General features: G+C 39.2%; 20 protein-coding genes and 1 pseudogene. 9 read left to right on the plus strand and 12 right to left on the minus strand.

Going from position 1 to position 19,333, the window contains the following annotated elements; translation table 11 throughout:
* Nucleotides 1-391: 391 nt before the first annotated feature.
* Nucleotides 392-1,102, plus strand: coding sequence for a glutamine amidotransferase (locus FTU17_RS04630; protein WP_180134784.1), 711 nt, complete (start codon nucleotides 392-394; stop codon nucleotides 1,100-1,102).
* A gap of 206 nt (nucleotides 1,103-1,308) precedes the next feature.
* Here FTU17_RS04630 and FTU17_RS04635 read toward each other — a convergent pair whose 3' ends face one another.
* The 3 genes from FTU17_RS04635 to FTU17_RS04645 form a co-directional block, all read right to left on the minus strand.
* Nucleotides 1,309-2,052, minus strand: coding sequence for a hypothetical protein (locus FTU17_RS04635; protein WP_168377641.1), 744 nt, complete (start codon nucleotides 2,050-2,052; stop codon nucleotides 1,309-1,311).
* 5 nt (nucleotides 2,053-2,057) lie between these two features.
* Nucleotides 2,058-2,771: a hypothetical protein gene (locus tag FTU17_RS04640; RefSeq protein ID WP_180134785.1), complete on the minus strand. Its 714-nt coding sequence runs from the start codon at nucleotides 2,769-2,771 to the stop codon at nucleotides 2,058-2,060.
* Nucleotides 2,772-3,030: 259 nt separating this feature from the next.
* Complete coding sequence (locus FTU17_RS04645; RefSeq protein WP_180134786.1) at nucleotides 3,031-3,609, minus strand: YceI family protein; 579 nt, start codon at nucleotides 3,607-3,609, stop codon at nucleotides 3,031-3,033.
* Nucleotides 3,610-3,902: 293 nt separating this feature from the next.
* Here FTU17_RS04645 and FTU17_RS17445 point away from each other — a divergent pair, with 293 nt between their 5' ends.
* Nucleotides 3,903-4,418, plus strand: a complete 516-nt coding sequence (locus tag FTU17_RS17445; protein WP_257227361.1) for a hypothetical protein — start codon at nucleotides 3,903-3,905, stop codon at nucleotides 4,416-4,418.
* A 66-nt stretch (nucleotides 4,419-4,484) separates the two neighbouring features.
* Here FTU17_RS17445 and FTU17_RS04655 read toward each other — a convergent pair whose 3' ends face one another.
* The 4 genes from FTU17_RS04655 to FTU17_RS04670 form a co-directional block, all read right to left on the minus strand.
* Complete coding sequence (locus tag FTU17_RS04655) at nucleotides 4,485-4,928, minus strand: GNAT family N-acetyltransferase (protein WP_373684059.1); 444 nt, start codon at nucleotides 4,926-4,928, stop codon at nucleotides 4,485-4,487.
* 205 nt (nucleotides 4,929-5,133) lie between these two features.
* Nucleotides 5,134-5,349 (minus strand): hypothetical protein, encoded by a 216-nt coding sequence (locus FTU17_RS04660; RefSeq protein WP_078188774.1) that lies wholly within the window; start codon nucleotides 5,347-5,349, stop codon nucleotides 5,134-5,136.
* A 182-nt stretch (nucleotides 5,350-5,531) separates the two neighbouring features.
* Entirely contained in the window at nucleotides 5,532-7,520 is a 1,989-nt protein-coding gene (tkt, locus tag FTU17_RS04665) for a transketolase (protein WP_180134788.1), read from the minus strand.
* 463 nt (nucleotides 7,521-7,983) lie between these two features.
* Nucleotides 7,984-8,409, minus strand: coding sequence for a pilin (locus FTU17_RS04670; protein WP_180134812.1), 426 nt, complete (start codon nucleotides 8,407-8,409; stop codon nucleotides 7,984-7,986).
* A gap of 444 nt (nucleotides 8,410-8,853) precedes the next feature.
* On the opposite strand from FTU17_RS04670, the gene metK reads away from it, so the two are divergent.
* The 5 genes from metK to FTU17_RS04695 all read left to right on the plus strand — a co-directional run bounded on the left by metK (nucleotide 8,854) and on the right by FTU17_RS04695 (nucleotide 13,321).
* Nucleotides 8,854-10,020 (plus strand): methionine adenosyltransferase, encoded by a 1,167-nt coding sequence (metK, locus tag FTU17_RS04675; RefSeq protein WP_078188779.1) that lies wholly within the window; start codon nucleotides 8,854-8,856, stop codon nucleotides 10,018-10,020.
* Nucleotides 10,021-10,189: 169 nt separating this feature from the next.
* Nucleotides 10,190-10,630 carry an SMI1/KNR4 family protein gene (locus FTU17_RS04680; protein WP_180040067.1) on the plus strand — a complete coding sequence of 147 codons (441 nt, stop codon included), beginning with the start codon at nucleotides 10,190-10,192 and terminating at the stop codon, nucleotides 10,628-10,630.
* A gap of 151 nt (nucleotides 10,631-10,781) precedes the next feature.
* Nucleotides 10,782-11,126, plus strand: a complete 345-nt coding sequence (locus tag FTU17_RS04685) for a hypothetical protein (protein ID WP_078188782.1) — start codon at nucleotides 10,782-10,784, stop codon at nucleotides 11,124-11,126.
* Between the two features lie 146 nt (nucleotides 11,127-11,272).
* Nucleotides 11,273-11,974, plus strand: a complete 702-nt coding sequence (locus FTU17_RS04690) for a VIT family protein (RefSeq protein WP_180027050.1) — start codon at nucleotides 11,273-11,275, stop codon at nucleotides 11,972-11,974.
* 135 nt (nucleotides 11,975-12,109) lie between these two features.
* Nucleotides 12,110-13,321 (plus strand): YeeE/YedE family protein, encoded by a 1,212-nt coding sequence (locus FTU17_RS04695; RefSeq protein ID WP_180134789.1) that lies wholly within the window; start codon nucleotides 12,110-12,112, stop codon nucleotides 13,319-13,321.
* 36 nt (nucleotides 13,322-13,357) lie between these two features.
* Here FTU17_RS04695 and FTU17_RS04700 read toward each other — a convergent pair whose 3' ends face one another.
* The 3 genes from FTU17_RS04700 to FTU17_RS04710 form a co-directional block, all read right to left on the minus strand.
* Nucleotides 13,358-13,879, minus strand: coding sequence for a hypothetical protein (locus FTU17_RS04700; protein WP_180022261.1), 522 nt, complete (start codon nucleotides 13,877-13,879; stop codon nucleotides 13,358-13,360).
* Between the two features lie 65 nt (nucleotides 13,880-13,944).
* A complete protein-coding gene (locus FTU17_RS04705; protein WP_180134790.1) occupies nucleotides 13,945-14,724 on the minus strand; it encodes a TIGR03915 family putative DNA repair protein in 780 nt (259 codons plus the stop codon).
* A gap of 9 nt (nucleotides 14,725-14,733) precedes the next feature.
* Complete coding sequence (locus FTU17_RS04710) at nucleotides 14,734-15,993, minus strand: putative DNA modification/repair radical SAM protein (protein ID WP_180134791.1); 1,260 nt, start codon at nucleotides 15,991-15,993, stop codon at nucleotides 14,734-14,736.
* Nucleotides 15,994-16,207: 214 nt separating this feature from the next.
* Here FTU17_RS04710 and FTU17_RS04715 point away from each other — a divergent pair, with 214 nt between their 5' ends.
* Nucleotides 16,208-17,251, plus strand: coding sequence for a nitronate monooxygenase family protein (locus tag FTU17_RS04715; RefSeq protein ID WP_111883795.1), 1,044 nt, complete (start codon nucleotides 16,208-16,210; stop codon nucleotides 17,249-17,251).
* 155 nt (nucleotides 17,252-17,406) lie between these two features.
* Here the strand turns inward: FTU17_RS04715 and dusB are convergent, their stop codons facing one another.
* Nucleotides 17,407-18,453 (minus strand): tRNA dihydrouridine synthase DusB, encoded by a 1,047-nt coding sequence (gene dusB / locus FTU17_RS04720; protein ID WP_180022264.1) that lies wholly within the window; start codon nucleotides 18,451-18,453, stop codon nucleotides 17,407-17,409.
* A gap of 103 nt (nucleotides 18,454-18,556) precedes the next feature.
* On the opposite strand from dusB, the pseudogene FTU17_RS17450 reads away from it, so the two are divergent.
* A pseudogene (locus tag FTU17_RS17450) lies at nucleotides 18,557-18,912 on the plus strand (site-specific integrase); the annotation flags it as partial.
* Between the two features lie 16 nt (nucleotides 18,913-18,928).
* Here FTU17_RS17450 and FTU17_RS04725 read toward each other — a convergent pair.
* Complete coding sequence (locus FTU17_RS04725; RefSeq protein WP_168377460.1) at nucleotides 18,929-19,276, minus strand: hypothetical protein; 348 nt, start codon at nucleotides 19,274-19,276, stop codon at nucleotides 18,929-18,931.
* Nucleotides 19,277-19,333: the final 57 nt, after the last annotated feature.

Genomic DNA, 19,333 nt, shown 5'->3' on the forward strand with positions numbered 1-19,333 from the left:
GTCCAGATTTAAATCCAATAGAAAATATGTGGTCACGAGTCAAGGCGATTCGAACTAAGTTTAGAGTTAAAGATATTGATAAATTATTTAAAGATTACTGTAATGATTTATTTGGTATTTAGCTATAAACCAAAGCTTTATCAAAATTTCATGCACTTTTTCTCATAAATTTTACCAATAAAGCCTTGTGGGATCCCTTAATTCACAGCACCAAAGTTTTAAATGCTAAGTTCTATCGTCGAACATAATCACTCAAAGAAAAAACAATCCGCTTCAACCAACTTCTATATTTATTTCTTTTCGAAATTGTGAAAAATTTACAGTTTTCCTTTTTAATCTCCGGCAATTCAAGCTACATTCTATTTTGAAATCTTAATCCTGAAAAATCCCTATGAGTACTGCATTAAACGAAACCATCTACGTCATTCAACACCTTGCATTTGAAGATTTGGGTTCATTGGAAGATGTATTTTACCAACTGGGTTATCGGGTGAGATACTTCGAAGCTGGTGTCGATGACCTGAGTAAAGCTATGCAACATACAGGGCTTACCATCATTTTGGGCGGCCCGATCGGAGTTTATGAAACTAATGACTACCCTTTCCTACAAAAAGAAATAGACTTACTTAAAGTACGTTTAGAGAGTAATTTACCGACTTTAGGCATTTGCTTAGGTGCTCAGCTTATTGCGTATGCATTGGGAGCGAAAGTCTATGCAGGTCATAGCAAAGAAATCGGTTGGAGTTCCCTAGCGCTTGAAGCCATTACTAACAATATATTAGCGCCATTAGATCAAGTGCCTGTACTGCATTGGCATGGTGATACCTTTGATTTACCTGCAAATGCACAGTTACTCGCCAGCTCGGCAATTTACCCGAATCAAGCGTTTAGCTATGGGCCCAATATTTTAGCCCTACAGTTTCATATTGAAGCAGAAGCACAGGCCATGGAAAAATGGCTGATTGGGCATACATGTGAATTACATAAAGCACAAATTAACATCTCAAATTTACGCATGCAAAGCCAACAACATGCACCTCATTTAGAACGTGTTGCTCCCCTTATTTTGCAACAATTTTTACAACGACTCAATTATAAATAGGCTATCAGCTTAATTTTGAAAGGCTTATAAATTTATACTTTATAAGCCTTTCGAACTGAGTTTTGGATGGCAATTTCTATTTCAATAATAATCTTTACCGCAACTTCATATAAACCAAAGCAACATACATTTTTGATTTGGGCGATCACCAACATAGATCAACCTTAAAAAACTGCATTAAAAATGCAACTTTATGTCAAAATTTATTACCAACATTTGTTTAGCATTTCTGCAGTAAATTTTGAGACTACACTTGCCCATTGGTTGACAATAGAAGTGCAAATTCCTTTATAGGGTAACGAATTAATACATTGAATATTTAAAGGAAGCCTCCCCCCATTTAACTGTGCAACAAGATCCTCTCCCGGGCCACCCCAAGTTTGCGAGGATGCTCTTGCCGCATCTGAGGCCACTTTATCATGTTCAATTGCTTGCTTTTTTAAAAGCTCTATCGCTTGTTTCTTATCGCTTATTTGAGCTTTTACTTCTCGTATTAAATTTTCAACATTCTTATTTAAAATATCCGTGCGAAGCCCTTGGAGATCTCGGTCTTGATAGTTTTTTATAATAGACGCAAGTTGGCTATAATCTCCACTGCAACTGGTATTGTTTACCATTTGCTGAGTAAATCCAATGTTATTAAGCCGGCTTGCCTTTCCTGAATACCCAGAGTTATTTGACATATTACTTATAGTTTTATCCATAAGCTGCTTACTATACTCACTATAATTAGAACTAGCTTTATCAAACTGTGTTCGTGCTTCCTTATTCGCCTTAGTTAAACGTACATCCCCAACTTTCTGCGCCTGATTAAGCAAAGCATCAACATCATCATCAGAAGTAGAAGCAAAAGTCTGTTGACCCAAATGAATTATCATCATAAGTGCCAAAGTAGACCTAGAAATTACTCTAAGCCCTTTGTACTTTAAATCTCTAAATTTAAAAAACATATTGTTTACTTCTGAAAAACAGCGGTATGTTCAGCGCTTGCAGTTTGAATAATAATAGTAATCGGGTCACTTGTTTTTACTTTTTCAAAAAACACCAAACCATCTACCACTTGTTTTGGCTTTAATGTGGTTGAACTCAATACAGAAGAGGTCACTTGTTGAGTTAATGCATCCATAGTCCCTGCTGTATATTTTGTTGACTGATCATAGTTATTAAAAGTCAAATGAATGTTATCCGCCATTTGTTGTTGCGTAGACTGAGCTAATGACGCATCTCCTGATAAAGCCCCCATTACCCCAACACTTACAGCGAGTACCCCCATTGCACCAGCGATGATTGCATCATTACGGTCTTTCTTTTTCTGAATATCATAAAGAGAACTAACAGTTAATGCGTTAATAGGTTTTCCATTTTTAATAAGCCGTACTTGCTCAGGTCCAAACGTGAGGTTTTTCTTGCTCAAGTTTGCAACAGTTACCCGAACAGGCAATCCATATCTTGAAATTTCTCTATAATTATTTGATTTGGTATCCATTTTAGTAATACGGACAACATAGTCACCTTGCTTTGATTGGATTTGGCCATCTGATGTAAATGTTTGATTCATTCCTAACAGTGGTTTAGTAGGTGTGGCTGCACATCCAACTAACGTCATGCTCAGCATGCCTACCGCAAAAATTTGTGCACGCTTAAAAAGATTATTATTCACCATATTCATAATAACCACGTTCCTATTCATTAACTGCTTATTGGAGCGAGATTATAAAGAATAAAAGATAAATCGTGTTATAAAATAAATACATTAAAAAACATATACTAAAAACAACAGATCAATTATCAACCATATTTTTATTAATTTAAATATCACGAATTAATGTGATTTTATAATTAAATTAAATCATTTTACACAACCATAGCGATAAAAAAAGCCTACCAAGAATAAAAGTATTCTTGGTAAGCTTTTGTATTAAAATATATTATTTTCTAACTGATGCTTCAGTCGTAATATTTACCGTAATTTTGTCACCTACATTCGGTACATATGCACCGACACCAAATGCTGAACGATCAAAAGAAGTCGTTGCATTAAAACCAATCGTTTCCGCCTTAGTCATTGGGTGAACGGCTTGCTTGTTCAATACAGCATCCAATACCACTGGTTTAGTCACATTTTTAACTGTTAAATCACCCGTGATTTTGTATTTAGTTTTGCTGATCGCTTGAACTTTTGTACTTTTAAACGTGATATTTGGATATTTTTCAGCATCAAAGAAATCAGCTGTTTTTAAATGATCATCTAATGCTTTGACATTGGTATTTAAACTCGATAATGGAATCGTCACATTCACAGACGAATTTGCAGGTTTTGCATTATCGACATTGATTGTCCCTTGAATGTCACTAAAGTTTGCAGAAGGTGTTGAGAAACCAAAATGATTCCAAGTAAAAACTGTTGCTGTATGAGTAGGATCAATTTGATAGGCAACAGGTTTTGCCATAGAAATAGTTGTAACTGATGCTACCGCCAAACCGATTGTTAATGCTTTAAAGTTCATGTTTTTATCTCACTTTCGAATACCAATAAGTCTATAGATTTTTAGCCGTATTACAGCTTTAAAGATAAAACGTTTTGTTGCATGTTTAGAACGATAGTTTTGTAAAATCTGTAGCAGCATCTACAACCACTCTCAATTATTAAATTTCCCATATATTTCAAATAATTAATAATTTAATTGATCCATGAGTTATTTATCCTAAATTTAGGAAACATCAACCTATCAGAGTCGTAGGCTTTCTAAACAAATCCACTTAAGATTTTTAGACATCATAAAAATCTGAGTACCCAAAAATGACAGAACAATCGCTGGCTATTGAAAAAGCCTTAAATACTAAAACGCCCAAAGATGTCGTTTTGGCATTTCTTATGAATACTTCAAAAGAACTCGTCGAAAATGCAACTCAGCTGCTGGTTGCAGAAGACGCGGCATATGTTTCCTTAAACTTCAGCAACCCAGAACTTAAACAAATTGAGCCGTGGGCTGGGTCTGGCACAGGCAGAGACATTTATATTTATACCTTTGCCAACGTTGGGACCTACTGGAATATCGACGACTTTCAAATCACGGATATGATCGCTGAAAATGAAACCGTAGCTGTATTTGGTCAATTCACCTACACCTCAGTCTATGCAAAAAATACTTTCACCTCGCCTTTTTCAATTAAAGCCAAAGTTCAAAACGGTTTAATCAGCTTTTTCCAATTTATGGAAGATACCTACGCCTCAGCATCATCATTCCTCGTAAGTGGAGAATGGATCATTCAGCAAGATGCTGACTCAGCTAAAAACTTTAAAGTTTCAGCTTAAATAATTAGACCCAGCAGCTTTTCACGCAAGAGCTGCTGTTGATTTGGAATAGCCTTTTACATTGACTTAATGACAGCGGTATTGAATAAACCCTGTTTTTTTCGCGATTTGATCATACAGCTTTTGCGCAGTTTCATTGTCCTGATGCGTAAGCCAATACACACGGTCACACTGCCGCTTATCACAATATTCTTTCACTTTCGCGATCAGCGCCTTGCCAATACCCTGCCCGCGATATTCTTCAAGCGTATATAAATCTTGCAAATAGGCATAAGGCTGCAATGTCCAGCAGCTCTCATGTTCAATGACATGCACGATCCCAACCACTTGATGTTCAATTACGGCTGCAAAGCCATACATATGTTCGCACTCAGCAGCATGTAACCTTTGCCATGTTCGCTCGGTCACTGCATCCGCCACCTGACTTTTATAAAATTCTAAATACAGCTCCCAAAGCGGCTGCCATTGGTTTTTTGATATTTCTGTTAAATTTTTAATTTGTATTTGCACGTTCAATGTCTTTTTTAAATGATCACTGGATTTTTATAACTGAAATAAAGCTTCATGTGTTGAAAACACTTTATTTAATGCGCTCTTTTTTAAGAATAATGAGTCTTGAAAGGACGTTTTCTTATTTGTTTTATAAACTTATCTTTTTTATAAATACGATAGGCAAATAAAAAGCCCGAACAATCGGACTTTTTAACCATTTAGCTTATAGCTTCTCAACCAAAATGCGGTCAACCTGCTTCAAGCCTGTATGCTTTTCATGGTTCTTACGGCGAATCTTAATCACTTTGTCTTCTTGCAAATCTTGCAGCATCAATTCTACTGCAACCATGGCTTCAAGCTCTAAGTCCGTGCCTATCCATTTCTGTTCACCAGCATCCATCAGTACAATTTCATCATTTATCTGATCGTAAAGGCTCATCGTTTCCTCACTTGGGGCAACATTGCACCCGTGGCTGAATACTGCATGAATGAATTAATTTTAAACCAATGCTTTAATTCATTCGTTACAAATCGTTATTTCACAATTAAAAATAAATTTAATCTCTGCAATAAAAAACGCCCCTTCTCTGGGGCGTCTTTTTTACGGTTAATCTTTACAGATTAAGCGGTAATTTCTTTCACTGCAGCAACAACAGCATCAGCTGTGATACCGAAGTGTTTGTACAAGTCTTTTGCTGGAGCAGATTCACCGTAAGTCGTCATACCGATTACACGGCCGTCAAGACCTACAAATTTCCACCAGTAATCCACATGCGCAGCTTCAACCGCAACACGAGCGCGGATCGCAGCTGGAAGAACCGCTTCACGGTAAGCAGCGTCTTGTTTTACGAATTCTTCAGCACATGGCATAGAAACCACACGTACGCCTTCTAACTGTGCGTAAGCATCCATTGCCAATGAAACTTCTGAACCTGTTGCAATGATGATTGCTTTCAACTCACCTTTTTCTTTTGCAAGTACATAACCGCCTTTCGCTACGTCAGCAATTTGATCTGCTGTACGAGTTTGGAATGGCAAGTTTTGACGAGAGAAGATTAACGCTGTAGGGCCTTCGCTACGTAACAATGCAGATTTCCAAGAAATAGACGCTTCAACAGTGTCACATGGACGCCAAGTGTTTAGATTTGGTGTACCACGTAAAGATGCAATTTGCTCTACAGGTTGGTGTGTAGGACCATCTTCACCTAGACCAATTGAGTCATGTGTATACACATGAATCACACGCTGTTTCATCAATGCAGACATGCGTACTGCATTACGTGCATATTCCATGAACATCAGGAATGTTGCTACATAAGGAACGAAACCGCCATGCAGCGCTACACCGTTCGCAATTGCAGTCATACCGAATTCACGTACACCGTAATGAACGTAGTTACCCGCTGGGTTAGATTCAACGCCTTCTGCGCCTTTCCATAAAGTCAGGTTAGAACCTGCAAGGTCAGCAGAACCACCTAGAATTTCTGGAAGCTGTGGTGCAAATGCTTGAATGGCATTTTGGCTAGCTTTACGAGTTGCAATGGTTTCAGCTTTTGCATTTACTTCTGCAATATAAGCATCCGCTTTTACAGCGAAGTCAGCAGGTAATTCACCAGAAAGACGACGTTTGAGTTCAGCCGCTTCTGTTGGATATTTAGCAGCATAAGCAGCAAATGTGTCGTTCCAAGCAGATTCAGAAGTAGTACCTTTCGCTTTTGCATCCCAAGCTGCATATACATCAGCAGGAATTTCGAATGGACCTTCTGTCCAGCCCAAAGCTTCACGAGTTAAAGCGATTTCATCATTACCAAGCGGCGCACCGTGGCAATCTTCTTTACCTTGTTTGTTTGGAGAACCTAAACCAATAATGGTTTTACAGATAATTAAAGTTGGTTTAGCTGTTTCAGCTTTCGCTTCAACAGTTGCTGCGCGGATTGCGTCTGCATCATGACCGTCAACTTTAAGCACTTGCCAGCCGTATGCCAAGAAACGCTGTTCTGTGTCGTCAGAGAACCAGCCTTCTACTTCACCATCAATTGAGATGCCGTTGTCATCGTAGTAAACAACCAATTTACCTAGACCCAAAGTACCTGCCAATGAACAAGCTTCGTGAGAAACACCTTCCATTAAACAACCGTCACCCAAGAAGCAGTATGTGTTGTGATCTACAACTGTGATGTCTTCTTTGTTGAATTGAGCCGCTAAAGTTTTTTCAGCAAGTGCAAAACCTACAGCGTTTGCAATACCTTGACCCAATGGACCAGTCGTTGTTTCAATACCCGGTGCATAGCCCAATTCTGGGTGACCTGGAGTTTTAGAATGCAATTGACGGAAAGATTTTAAATCTTCAATAGACAGGTCATAACCTGTTAAGTGCAATAACGCATATTGCAACATAGAGCCATGGCCGTTTGACAATACGAAACGGTCACGGTTTGCCCATTGTGGGTTTGCAGGGTTGTGGTTGAGGAATTCACGCCACACCACATCAGCAATATCTGCCATCCCCATTGGAGCACCTGGATGTCCTGAATTTGCTTTTTGCACAGCATCCATTGCCAATACACGAATTGCGTTTGCAATACGACGTTCGTTAAGCGGGGTTGTCATAGGTCAGAGTCCAAACAAATGGTTTAAAAGAGTAAGATGAATAAGAATTCAAAGATGCGTATATTGTCTTAAAAAAAGCGGAATGGGTAAAGCCTCAGGGGCAAATTTTCGCTAATTATTCCTGCACCACCTGTATTTTGGGCGCTTATTGCTCAATTTCAAGCCTATGCATGTCGTTTATTTTGTATACAGTGACGCTTTTATATGGCGAATCAATGACAGCGCAATGCATATTTAGAGTTTAGTGGCGAAAGCAAACGCTTCGTAATTGATAAAAGTCCAATACATCGAATGGAAATCGTGAATAAAAATAGCGGCCAAAGCTTGTCCAGATAAATGACCATTTGAAATATGAAATACTTTCAATAATTAAACCCACTAAGGTTTGGGTAACTCAAACGTCGTAATCATCCCTGTAAAATCAGCACTTATCCAATATACTCACGGTTTCACATTCAATACTTTAGATCCCACGACATGTAGCAGGTAAATTTCGCTGCGAAATATCATCCGATTGACAATTCCAAGCACCATTTAAACCATCTGGAATACTAAAATAGATCTGCTTTGAGCGAAGAGCAAAATTGACATCTGTTGATTTAAACGTAAAAACCACTGAACACGTTCCTGCCACATCAGTAATTTCACTACTCGCAATATACTTGGTACTGATACTTTCATTTAGCGCTGTATTCAAATCTACACAGCTTTGTTCCGCTGAATAATTTTCAATCAGTTTTAATTTATAGGGTGAAATCATTGTTAATACTTCAGCCACTTGCGCCCGAGCAACATAGCCATTGTAAGATACAGTAGCAATTGCAGCCAAAATGCCGATAATTGCCACTACCATCATAATTTCAATGAGTGTAAAACCAGACTGTTTCATTACGTTTCCCCCATTCAACGTAATGACAAATAGGCAATTTGCATACCAAGTCTCAAAAGCCCGCATTTATTGTGTTTTATTTTCAAATTAAACGATTAATTGTCATGAACAGTCATATTCTGACAGTTCATGACATTCATCATTGATAAATCACAGGATACTGATTTGATTTTTTCTTATAATTGATTCACTTAAAAAAACAATTTAGGCAATTGAACGCCTAATCACATTGTTGCTTGTGCCAAAGCCCAATATCTCTGTTTTATCTCATCATACAAAATTAAAATGAGAAATCCATAGCTCATATCAATTTTTTAGATGCCTATATCAATTAAAAAGTCATTGAAATGAATTAATTTCATCCAATTTGGTCATGTTAAGCTAGTCCTAAACGCTTTCTCGATGTAACATATTGCGTCTTTAAATTTAACTGTGATAGGACTTATGCGCGAGTACGCTGTATTTACCTCGGAATCTGTAAGCGAAGGCCATCCGGATAAAATGGCTGACCAAATCAGTGATGCTATTTTGGATGCAATCTTAAAAGAAGACCCATATGCACGGGTTGCTTGTGAAACGCTTGTAAAAACGGGTGCGGTTGTACTTGCCGGTGAAATCACAACAACTGCAAATGTTGACTTTGAAGCGATTGTTCGTAATACCGTAAATGGTATCGGATACCATCATTCAGATCTTGGCTTTGATGGTTCAACTTGTGCCGTGATCAACATGATCGGTAAACAATCACCTGAAATTGCTCAGGGTGTTGACCGTCAAAAACCAGAAGATCAAGGTGCGGGCGACCAAGGCTTAATGTTTGGTTATGCAAGCCGTGAAACTGATGTGCTTATGCCAGCACCGATTTCATATGCGCATCGCTTAATGGAAAAACAAGCTGAACTACGTAAACAAGGCAAACTTGCTTGGTTACGTCCCGATGCAAAAAGCCAAGTAACATTTGCTTATGAAAACGGCATGCCAGTTCGCTTAGACGCAGTTGTACTTTCAACTCAGCACGATCCCAAAATTACTCAAGCTCAATTGAAAGAAGCGGTAATTGAAGAAATCGTGAAAAAAGTGATTCCTGCTGAAATGTTCCATGCAGACACTAAATTCCACATCAACCCAACAGGTATGTTCGTCATTGGCGGCCCTGTAGGCGACTGTGGTTTAACAGGCCGTAAAATCATTGTAGATACTTACGGTGGTATGGCTCGTCACGGTGGTGGTGCGTTCTCTGGTAAAGATCCATCAAAAGTGGACCGTTCTGCTGCTTATGCAGGCCGTTATGTTGCTAAAAACATTGTGGCTGCCGGCCTAGCTGACAAATGTGAAATTCAAGTGTCATATGCGATTGGTGTTGCAGAACCAACATCTATCTCGATCAACACATTCAATACTGCAAAAGTATCTGAAGATTTGATTATTGCACTTGTACGTGAACACTTTGACTTACGTCCATACGGTATTACTCGTATGTTGAACTTAATCCAACCGATGTACCAACAAACTGCTGCGTATGGTCACTTTGGTCGTGAAGGTTCTGATACCGCATTTACATGGGAAAAAACTGACAAAGTGGAAGCGCTTAAAGCATCTGCTGGTCTTTAATCTTAATAGATTAATTTCTCAAAAAAGCCTGCATTGATTGCAGGCTTTTTTATGCCCCATATGTCCATAACTAAAACATCTAGGATAAAAATAACTAGTGTAAAAAATATTGACTAAAATTTACGCCTAGCTTATTCATAAAACACCAAAATAATTTAAGAACAACATCATGCCCTTTCCATTAGACTTAAAATTTATTACTGCAACTGAAGAACAATTAGGATTTAAGTTTCCAGAAAAATATAAAGCCAAAATGCAAATTGAAAATGGTGGCGAATTCGGCATTAGCTTTTCTAGTGCGGATGAATTTGAAGATGGTGATGATATCGAAGCATGGTGGCTCTTCCCCTTCCAAGACACCAGCGATGTGAAAAGAATAAAACGTACAACGAATCATCTAGCCGCAGAACATCAATCCATAAGTAAAATTGAAGACTTCCCTGAAAACAGTATTGCAATTGCACATAACGGCGATGGCGATTATTTATTGATGCGTACGGTAGACGATACACAATTGGGGGAAGAAATATATTTATGGCGCCATGAAGACAGTGAATTTATCTATCTACTTGTGACTTCAATTGAAGAATTATTTAGTCAAAACCCTTAACGCTATAAGCATATATAAAGCCTTTTAAACTACAAAATATGCTGGATAAAATTACACTAAATCAACAATTTTTGATCGATTTTTGAATATTTTTTCAGCTAATATAAATTCAGCCCATGCTACGGGCATAACAAAAAAAGGAAAGATCAAAATGAATAAATTACTTGTTGCTTTAGGTTTGGCTGCAACTGTTGCACTTGTTGGCTGTAATAAAGACAAAGCGCCAGAAACAGGTGCAACAACTGGTGAACACCTAGAAAACGCTGCTGACCAAGCAGGCCATGACATTGCTGATGCAACTTCAGAAGCGGCAACTGCGACAGCTACTGCTGTAGATAATGCTGCAACTGCAACTGCGACAGCAGCTGACAATGCTGCAGAAAATGCTGAAGCTGCTGCACACAATGCAAAAGAAGCAGCTAAAGACGCGACTGCTGCAACTGCAGGTGCTGTTGAGCAAGGTGCAGCAAACGTGAAAGAAAAAGCTCAACAATAAGCATTCTTAAAAAAAAGCACCTTCGGGTGCTTTTTTTATATCTGTATTTTATTCAACTTACTGTTTCAATCTATTTTTAACTTGAAATTTAACTGATGTCAGGTCAATCTTATGAGGTCATATAAATAACAAATTTAGAGAAAAGAATGTCTTATTCACATCATACCGAAAAACATTTTATGGAACGTACAGGTTGGCTACGTGCATCTGTACTCGGTGCAAATGATGGCATTATCTCCGTCACTAGTTTAATTATGGGCATGGCTGCAAGTGGTGCTTCTAGCCATACCTTACTCATTACATGCATTGCAGGACTCATCTCTGGTGCAACCTCTATGGCGGCGGGCGAATATATCTCTGTGAAATCTCAAGAAGACGTCGAAAAAGCAGATCTTCACATGGAGCATAAAGAATTACAACGTAACCCAGATATGGAGCTTAAAGAGCTGACTCAAATTTATGTAAATCGTGGGTTAGAGCCGAACCTAGCACATGAAGTTGCAGTCCAATTAACTGCCCATGATGCACTAGAGGCCCATGCACGAGATGAAATTGGAATCCATGACAATACCGCAGCAAAACCCGTTCAAGCAGCACTCTCATCGGCTTTAGCATTTTCAATTGGTGCGCTATTTCCGATGGTTGCGATCTTGATCAGTGCTGACATGCATATTGAAAAAACTGTTATGGCCGTTGGCGTAATTTCCCTAGCACTCCTCGGTGCCTTGGCCAGTTATGCAGCTGGCACTTCTATGTTGAAAGGCAGTCTACGTGTTGCGCTTTGGGGCATTGCAGCCATGCTTTTTTCTAGTTGGATTGGTTCTTTATTTAATGTAAATCCAGTTTAATGCCCACTTCATCAGTTTTTTAAATATATTAAATCAATTATACACAGCAATGATTGTGTGATTTTTCAACAATATTCATTTTTACAATATATAAAAACCGTAAAATAGAGATACATTTTTTAAGCTTTTTTCTCCATGTCTGTTATTGCTACGCCAGCCAATCGATCCAATGTATCGATTTGGGTGGCTTTTGTTTTATTAATTTTAGGCACCCTTGGTGCTTATCTGGTTGTAGGCGTTAACCAAGCATTGCTATTTTTAATTGGCGGTGCTTTGGGTATGACCCTTTATCACGCATCTTTTGGTTTTACCTCAAGTTGGCGTGTCTTTATTAAAGAGCGTCGTGGTCGTGGCTTGCGTGCACAAATGATCATGTTGGCTTTGGCTGTACTGCTCTTCTTCCCTGCTTTAGGTGCGGGTGAATTATTTGGCAACCCAGTCAAAGGTAACGTTAATCCTGTTTCAATGTCCGTGATGATCGGTGCCTTTATTTTTGGTATTGGTATGCAAGTCGGCGGAGGCTGTGCATCAGGTACACTGTACACTGTGGGCGCTGGTAGCGCACGTATGATTGTAACGTTGATCTTTTTCTGTACAGGTTCACTGATTGCAACTTCACATATTCAATGGTGGTTTGACCTTCCCCACTTTGAGCCGATTTCTTTAGTCAAAAGCTTTGGTGTAGTTCCTGCACTGGCATTAAACTTTGTAGTTTTTGCAATCATTGCAGCAGCAACAGTTTACTTTGAAAAGAAACGCCATGGTCAGCTTGAAGTTGAGCCGCAAGCTAACCAACACGGCTGGAAACGCTTTCTACGTGGTCCATGGCCATTGGTTTGGGGCGGAATTATCCTGACTTTACTAAACTTTGCCACACTCGCACTTGCAGGCCGTCCTTGGGGCGTGACCTCTGCCTTAGCCGTTTGGGCAGCAAAATCAGCAAGTATCATGGGGATCGATGTTGCATCTTGGGCATATTGGCAGCAATCTGCGAATGCCAAAGCACTGACCGAATCATTATGGTTTGATATCACGTCGATGATGAATTTCGGCATCATGCTCGGTGCATTACTCGCAGCGAGCCTAGCAGGCAAATTTGCACCGAACTTTAATATCCCAAAACGCTCACTGCTAGCGGCGGTTATCGGTGGTTTGATGTTAGGTTATGGCGCACGTTTAGCATACGGCTGTAACATTGGAGCGTATTTCAGCGGTATTGCTTCAGGTAGTTTGCATGGCTGGTTATGGTTAGTATTTGCCTTCATTGGGAACGGTATCGGCGTCAAATTACGCCCAATCTTCTTCCCTGGCGAACGTCCACAACCTGAAAAATTAACAGGCTGCTAATTTCTGTAAATAAAAAGCCCCTCAAATGAGCTTTTTTTAATCTGCTAGTGCAGCTTTTAGATTACAACCATATTGCATGGTTTCTTGTGCATGCTTGTATGTGGTATAGCGGTTGATAATAAAATCATAAAATTGGTCTGTATTCGCAAATACCTGACTCAAATCTTCGTTTGCGGCATTTGGCAGTTTAACGTCTTTCACCAAGGCTAAGTTCACATGTCCGAGATGATACATTTCAGAAAAATAATGATTCATTACTTCGCAATAGGCAATTTTGGAGCTTTTTAAAGCGGTATTGGCAACAAAATGCTGATTTAAAGTTTTTAAGTTCTGAACATCTAAAGCGGATTGATCTGAAAAAGCCATACTTTCTACTTTTTTTAGTTGGCTAAAATCAGCTGCTAGAGTCTGATTTAATTGTTCAAAGCGTTGTTGTAATCCCGCTGTATCGGCAACTTGATAACTTTGCGGATTGAATGTTTTCTTTTCTTGTTCATTTGCAGAACACGCCGTGAGCGTCATTGCCGTCAGAACGGTTGTAACAAGAAATAATTTCATCAAAGTCTCACTTAAACAATCAAAAGCTCGATCATTATGCCCGAAAACAACTAGATGATTCGCACCTAAATCGCTTTTTCATTCAGATAACGCCAATAACGACGTGGCACATACTGCACATGTAATTTCATATTACGTCGGGCTTCAATATTGACACTTCTAAAATAATCTTTCCAAAGCTGATCATATAAAACTTCCTCATCATCCAGTTCGATATTAAAGGATTGACTATGGCCTGATTGTATTTGCCTATCTATGGTTGTGGCATCCATATCCACTTGATGCACCAGTTTTAAATCATAATAAATGCCATAATTGCGTTTTTCATCGTAAATCAGCCAACGTTGATCTTGATAGCGTGATTTAAAATGCCGTTCGATCAAAGGCAATACATTAAAGTCAGGTGAGACTAAACTGATAAACAAGCCATCCTGACATTTTTTAAAGCGCACAAAAGCTTCCATTCGGTGCTTTTCACGCCCCACTTGCTTCGCCCATTGGCTCATCCCTAATACATCAGCATGACCATAGTTTTTAGACACATCACGCTGTTGCTGGAACACATAAATCGCAAAATTAAAACAATGTTGAAAAGCCTGCTGCTGCTCGGATAAAAACGCATAATAAAACTGCTTCAAAGCACTTTCAGATGCTTTAAGCTTTAATCCTTGCCATACCCGCTGTGCTTGTTCATCGTGACTAGCCACATCAATGACTTCGGCGAAAAGACCCGCCTGTACTTGCCCATCCGTACAAATCTGTACATCAAATTGCTTAAATTGAAAGGCCCGAAAAATACAGCTTAGCAATCCTGTCATCGTGCCATCAAAGACATAAATACTCACGACTGTATCCTAAAATCCTAAGTTCAATTGTGGAGAAACTTGCTGCGTATATTTCGACTGACCACTTTGCAAGATCTGCTGACGTATTTGATGTGGCTGTTGATCTCGAATAAATTTGGGAGAATCTTCACAACGTATAAAATGTTGTGCTCTATTGTAGGAAATACCCATACGTTTTAATTGGTCGATATGGATTTTCCCAAATCGTCGTGCTTGAACAATTTTTTGAGCAGAACGCACACCAATACCCGGCACTCGCAAGATCATCTGATATTCTGCACGATTGATATCCACGGGAAATTGCTCTGGATGACGCAGTGCCCACGCTAATTTTGGGTCAATATCCAGCTCTAAATTTGGATGCTCTTCATCGACCAACTCTGTCGCTTCAAATCCATAAAAACGCATTAACCAGTCACTTTGATACAGCCGATTTTCTCGTAATAAAGGAGGTGCTGATCCCACAGCTGGCAGCGCACGCTCCTCTTCGTTAACTGGAATATAACCCGAATAATACACACGCTTGAGCTTAAACTCTTTGTAATGACGGTCTGCCATCAGTATTACATCACGGTCAGACTCTTGATGTGCGCCCACCACCATTTGCGTCGTTTGTCCTGCGGGTACAAATTTAGGGACTGTACGTATTATTTTTCGTTCATCTTTGAATTGAATCAAACGATCTCGCACAATACCTAAGTCTTTTTGGACTTCGACATGACTTTTTTCAGGTGCAAATTTTTTTAAACCATCTTCTGTCGGCATTTCTAAATTAATGCTCATACGGTCAACATATAAACCTGCTTCGGTAATGATTTCCTGAGATGCCCCCGGAATGGTCTTCAGATGAATATAACCATTAAAATTTTCTTCTAAACGCAGTTTTTTTACCACCTGCAACATACGTTCCATGGTGTGATCCGCCGATTTAAAAATCCCCGAACTTAAAAATAGCCCCTCAATATAGTTCCGACGATAAAAATTCATAGTCAAATCGACCACTTCCTGTACCGTAAATGCTGCGCGCTTTACGTCGTTACTTCGACGGGACACACAATATGCGCAGTCAAAAATACAGACATTGGAAAATAGAATTTTTAATAACGAAACGCAGCGACCATCTTCGGTATAGCTATGGCAAATACCGTTTCCAGTATTACCCAGACCTTTGTCTTTATTTTGGCGCTTACTACCACTCGAAGAACATGAGACATCATATTTGGCAGCATCGGCTAAAATTTGCAGTTTTTCACGGATACGTTCAGACATGGGAGAATTATAAAATTTAAAATGATCAGCGCATTATTTTAAAATGATCAAGTTCAAAAGTTAGGTCATACATCATCAATACGACATGAGGTGTCGCTTAATTTCAAGTACAACTTTCGTGTAAGCATAAGACCATTTTGATATGAAATAACGAATATTATTTGCTTAATTTCACTCGCTTGGGCAAAGTATTTAGAGTGATTGGAGTATGCACATGACTTTATTAGAAAAACTTGGCATCAAACACCCTATATTTCTTGCCCCAATGGCAGGTGTTTCTACACCTGAACTTGCTGCAGAAGTGTCAAATCAAGGTGGACTTGGTTCACTGGGTTTAGGTGCAAGCAGTGTTGAGAATGCACGTCAACAAATATTACAAACTCAAGAACTCACTGAACAACCTTTTCAGGTCAATTTTTTTTGTCATGACACAGTAGAACTCGATGAACAAGTTGCTGCCAAATGGATCATGCAATTTAAATCACGCTTTGCTCAATATAATGCAGAAGCTCCTGAAGCACTGAACTGTATTTATCCAAGCTTTAAAGACAATGACCATTTTCTAAACCTCTTACTGGAAACGCGCCCTAAAGCGGTGAGTTTTCATTTTGGCATTCCGCACCCACATCAAATTCAGGCCTTAAAACAAGCGGGTATTTTGACTCTAGTTTCTGCAACCAACTTAGCAGAAGCTAAACTGATCGAAGCTGCAGGCATTGATATCGTGATTGCTCAAGGTATTGAAGCTGGTGGTCACCGTGGCATTTTCAATGAAAACTTTGATAGTAGCGTTAAGACACGTGACTTGGTTCAGCTCTTGAAACGCCATATTCAATGCCCCGTTGTTGCTGCTGGCGGCATTATGAATGGACATCAGGCCTATCAAATTATGGAGTTGGGTGCAGATGCTGTTCAATTGGGCACTGCTTTTGTGCAATGCAAAACATCAAATGCAAATGAAGCTTATCGCAAAGCATTATTTGATGCGCCCATCACGCAGATTACATCAAGTATTTCAGGTCGTCCTGCGCGTGGCATTATCAATAACTGGCACACCGATATTGACACACCGACACGCCCGACAGTTCCGGCTTACCCATATAGCTATGATTTAGGCAAACAATTACATGCAGCAGCAAGTAAACATGGGGTACATGAATATGGTGCTTTTTGGGCGGGAACCAATGTCTCTCAAATACGTGAATTGGAAGCACCCGACTTGATCAATCAATTGGTTTTAGAAATGCGCTTTAACTAAGACCTCGATCAACGCGTCATTTAAACATGAATGCCTACAAAAAAGCCCTCAACATTGAGGGCTTTTTATTAGATCCTTATTTCAAATCAATCTAACTAACTTAAAGCAGCCTACTTTGTATCGAATTGCACAGATCCATTTCGTTTGACTTTAAATTATTTGGTTTCAAGCAAATTGACCTGATCAACTTGAACATCACTCATGATCTGACCATGATCGAGTAAGTGATTAAAATAGTTCTCGACGACTTTATATTGATCTGCTGTAGATTCAACTTTATACATATTTTGGCGGAACTCATTACTAGAGCGTAAACCTTTGGTATACCAAGCAATATGTTTACGTGAAATTCGACAACCTGAATATTCACCATAAAAACCATATAACTCAGATAAATGTCCAAGCAATACGTCACGAACTTCCATAATACTTGGCGCAGCCATATGTTCACCTGTCGTCAGGTAATGTCCAATTTCACGGAATATCCATGGGCGACCTTGAGCTGCGCGACCAATCATGACTGCATCAGCACCGGTATAATCCAGTACATATTTGGCTTTTTCAGGTGTATCAATATCACCATTGGCAATCACAGGAATATTGATCAACGATTTCACATCTTTAATTAAGCTATAACGCGCCGTATTCAGATACATATCTTCACGTGTACGACCATGAAGTGCCAATGCAGCAATGCCAGCTTCTTCGGCACGTTTCGCAACGCGCATAATGTTTTCATGACCATTTAGATAGCCCAAGCGGGTTTTTAAAGTCACGGGTACATCAACTGCATCAACCACAGCATCTAAAATGCGAGCCACTAAGTCTTCATCTTTAAGTAGTGCAGAACCTGCCAACTTATTACAGACTTTCTTCGCCGGACATCCCATATTAATGTCGACAATTTGCGCACCATTTGCCACTTGATAGCGAGCGGCTTCAGCCAGTTCAGCTGGATCTGACCCTGCAATTTGAGCAGAAATAGGCGCTATTTCACCATCAAAATTGGCACGATAAAGACTCTTTTTACTCATGCGTAACGTCTTATCTGCCGTCATCATTTCACTAACAGCATGACCTGCACCAAAGTATTTGCAAAGTGTACGAAATGGGCGATCTGTAACCCCTGCCATAGGTGCCACCCACAGTTTTCTCTCGATGGGACGATCGAATAATTCTTGAATGACATTGTTTTTACTCAAAATCTTTTAACCTCGTTTAACTTCGTTTAGTCGCTTCGTATTGACTTTTAATGCTCTTTAGTTGCAACCTATTTGCACCACGAAATTTCAATGTTGCAAATTTATAGGTACAGTCACTAAGCGACAAACAAAAGACGGTACAACTCGGTATAGAGCTCAAGTCCGCGTACAACTTCAAGGCTACCCAGAATTCAAGCAATCCAAAACATTTAGCTAAAAGTCTTTGGCTGATGAGTGGATTAAACGCGCAGAGGCAGAAATTGAATTGCACCCTGAAAAAATGTTGAACCCTGAGGTGCAACTTAAGCAAAAACACTCAGAGAATTCATATTTCAGTATTTGGATGAGGCGGACAGTTTTGCTAGGACAAAAACAGGAGCACTACAGCATATCGCTAGTTTAGATATTTCTGAAAAGAATATCTATTATTTAACGCGACAAGACTTTTCTGATTACGCCGCTTCTTATAAAAGTATTAATCTTTCTGAACACCAACATTATCTGCATCAAATTCTAATGACATTTTCTCATATAGCTTGCTTTCAGCTGCATCTAAGCGAGCTTTTGCGGCAGCTAATGGTTTCCGGTAATAAAGATAGCTTTTCATATCTTTATCACAGCTATCCAGTTTTTCCTCACAATCACTATCATTCCTTTTGGCTTCTCTAGACTCTCTGATTATTCTGTTGTAATTATTTTTGGCTTCGTACCATTTAAATTCAATTACATTATGAGCATTTGATGGTTCATCTTTAGCATAGCAGTTCACTGATGCTAGGAAGCAAATTGTTATTCCGTTAATAATTTTGGTTAGATAATGCACTTTTGATGCTCGTTAAATTGGATGTTATTGTAAATAGTAACGTAATCTAACCCACCT

It is taken from the genome of Acinetobacter sp. YH12070, from assembly GCF_013419625.1.
GTDB lineage: Bacteria > Pseudomonadota > Gammaproteobacteria > Pseudomonadales > Moraxellaceae > Acinetobacter > Acinetobacter amyesii.

What these genes read in the sequence shown, in the direction of transcription:
- FTU17_RS04630 (WP_180134784.1), top strand. Translation starts at nt 392, where the DNA reads ATGAGTACTGCATTAAACGAAACCATCTACGTCATTCAACACCTTGCA.
- FTU17_RS04695 (WP_180134789.1), top strand. Translation starts at nt 12,110, where the DNA reads ATGTCTGTTATTGCTACGCCAGCCAATCGATCCAATGTATCGATTTGG.
- metK (WP_078188779.1), top strand. Translation starts at nt 8,854, where the DNA reads ATGCGCGAGTACGCTGTATTTACCTCGGAATCTGTAAGCGAAGGCCAT.
- FTU17_RS17445 (WP_257227361.1), top strand. Translation starts at nt 3,903, where the DNA reads ATGACAGAACAATCGCTGGCTATTGAAAAAGCCTTAAATACTAAAACG.
- FTU17_RS04635 (WP_168377641.1), bottom strand. Translation starts at nt 2,052, where the DNA reads ATGTTTTTTAAATTTAGAGATTTAAAGTACAAAGGGCTTAGAGTAATT.
- FTU17_RS04710 (WP_180134791.1), bottom strand. Translation starts at nt 15,993, where the DNA reads ATGTCTGAACGTATCCGTGAAAAACTGCAAATTTTAGCCGATGCTGCC.
- FTU17_RS04680 (WP_180040067.1), top strand. Translation starts at nt 10,190, where the DNA reads ATGCCCTTTCCATTAGACTTAAAATTTATTACTGCAACTGAAGAACAA.
- FTU17_RS04700 (WP_180022261.1), bottom strand. Translation starts at nt 13,879, where the DNA reads ATGAAATTATTTCTTGTTACAACCGTTCTGACGGCAATGACGCTCACG.
- FTU17_RS04685 (WP_078188782.1), top strand. Translation starts at nt 10,782, where the DNA reads ATGAATAAATTACTTGTTGCTTTAGGTTTGGCTGCAACTGTTGCACTT.
- FTU17_RS04715 (WP_111883795.1), top strand. Translation starts at nt 16,208, where the DNA reads ATGACTTTATTAGAAAAACTTGGCATCAAACACCCTATATTTCTTGCC.
- FTU17_RS04690 (WP_180027050.1), top strand. Translation starts at nt 11,273, where the DNA reads ATGTCTTATTCACATCATACCGAAAAACATTTTATGGAACGTACAGGT.
- FTU17_RS04660 (WP_078188774.1), bottom strand. Translation starts at nt 5,349, where the DNA reads ATGAGCCTTTACGATCAGATAAATGATGAAATTGTACTGATGGATGCT.
- FTU17_RS04640 (WP_180134785.1), bottom strand. Translation starts at nt 2,771, where the DNA reads ATGAATATGGTGAATAATAATCTTTTTAAGCGTGCACAAATTTTTGCG.
- FTU17_RS04645 (WP_180134786.1), bottom strand. Translation starts at nt 3,609, where the DNA reads ATGAACTTTAAAGCATTAACAATCGGTTTGGCGGTAGCATCAGTTACA.
- tkt (WP_180134788.1), bottom strand. Translation starts at nt 7,520, where the DNA reads ATGACAACCCCGCTTAACGAACGTCGTATTGCAAACGCAATTCGTGTA.
- FTU17_RS04670 (WP_180134812.1), bottom strand. Translation starts at nt 8,409, where the DNA reads ATGAAACAGTCTGGTTTTACACTCATTGAAATTATGATGGTAGTGGCA.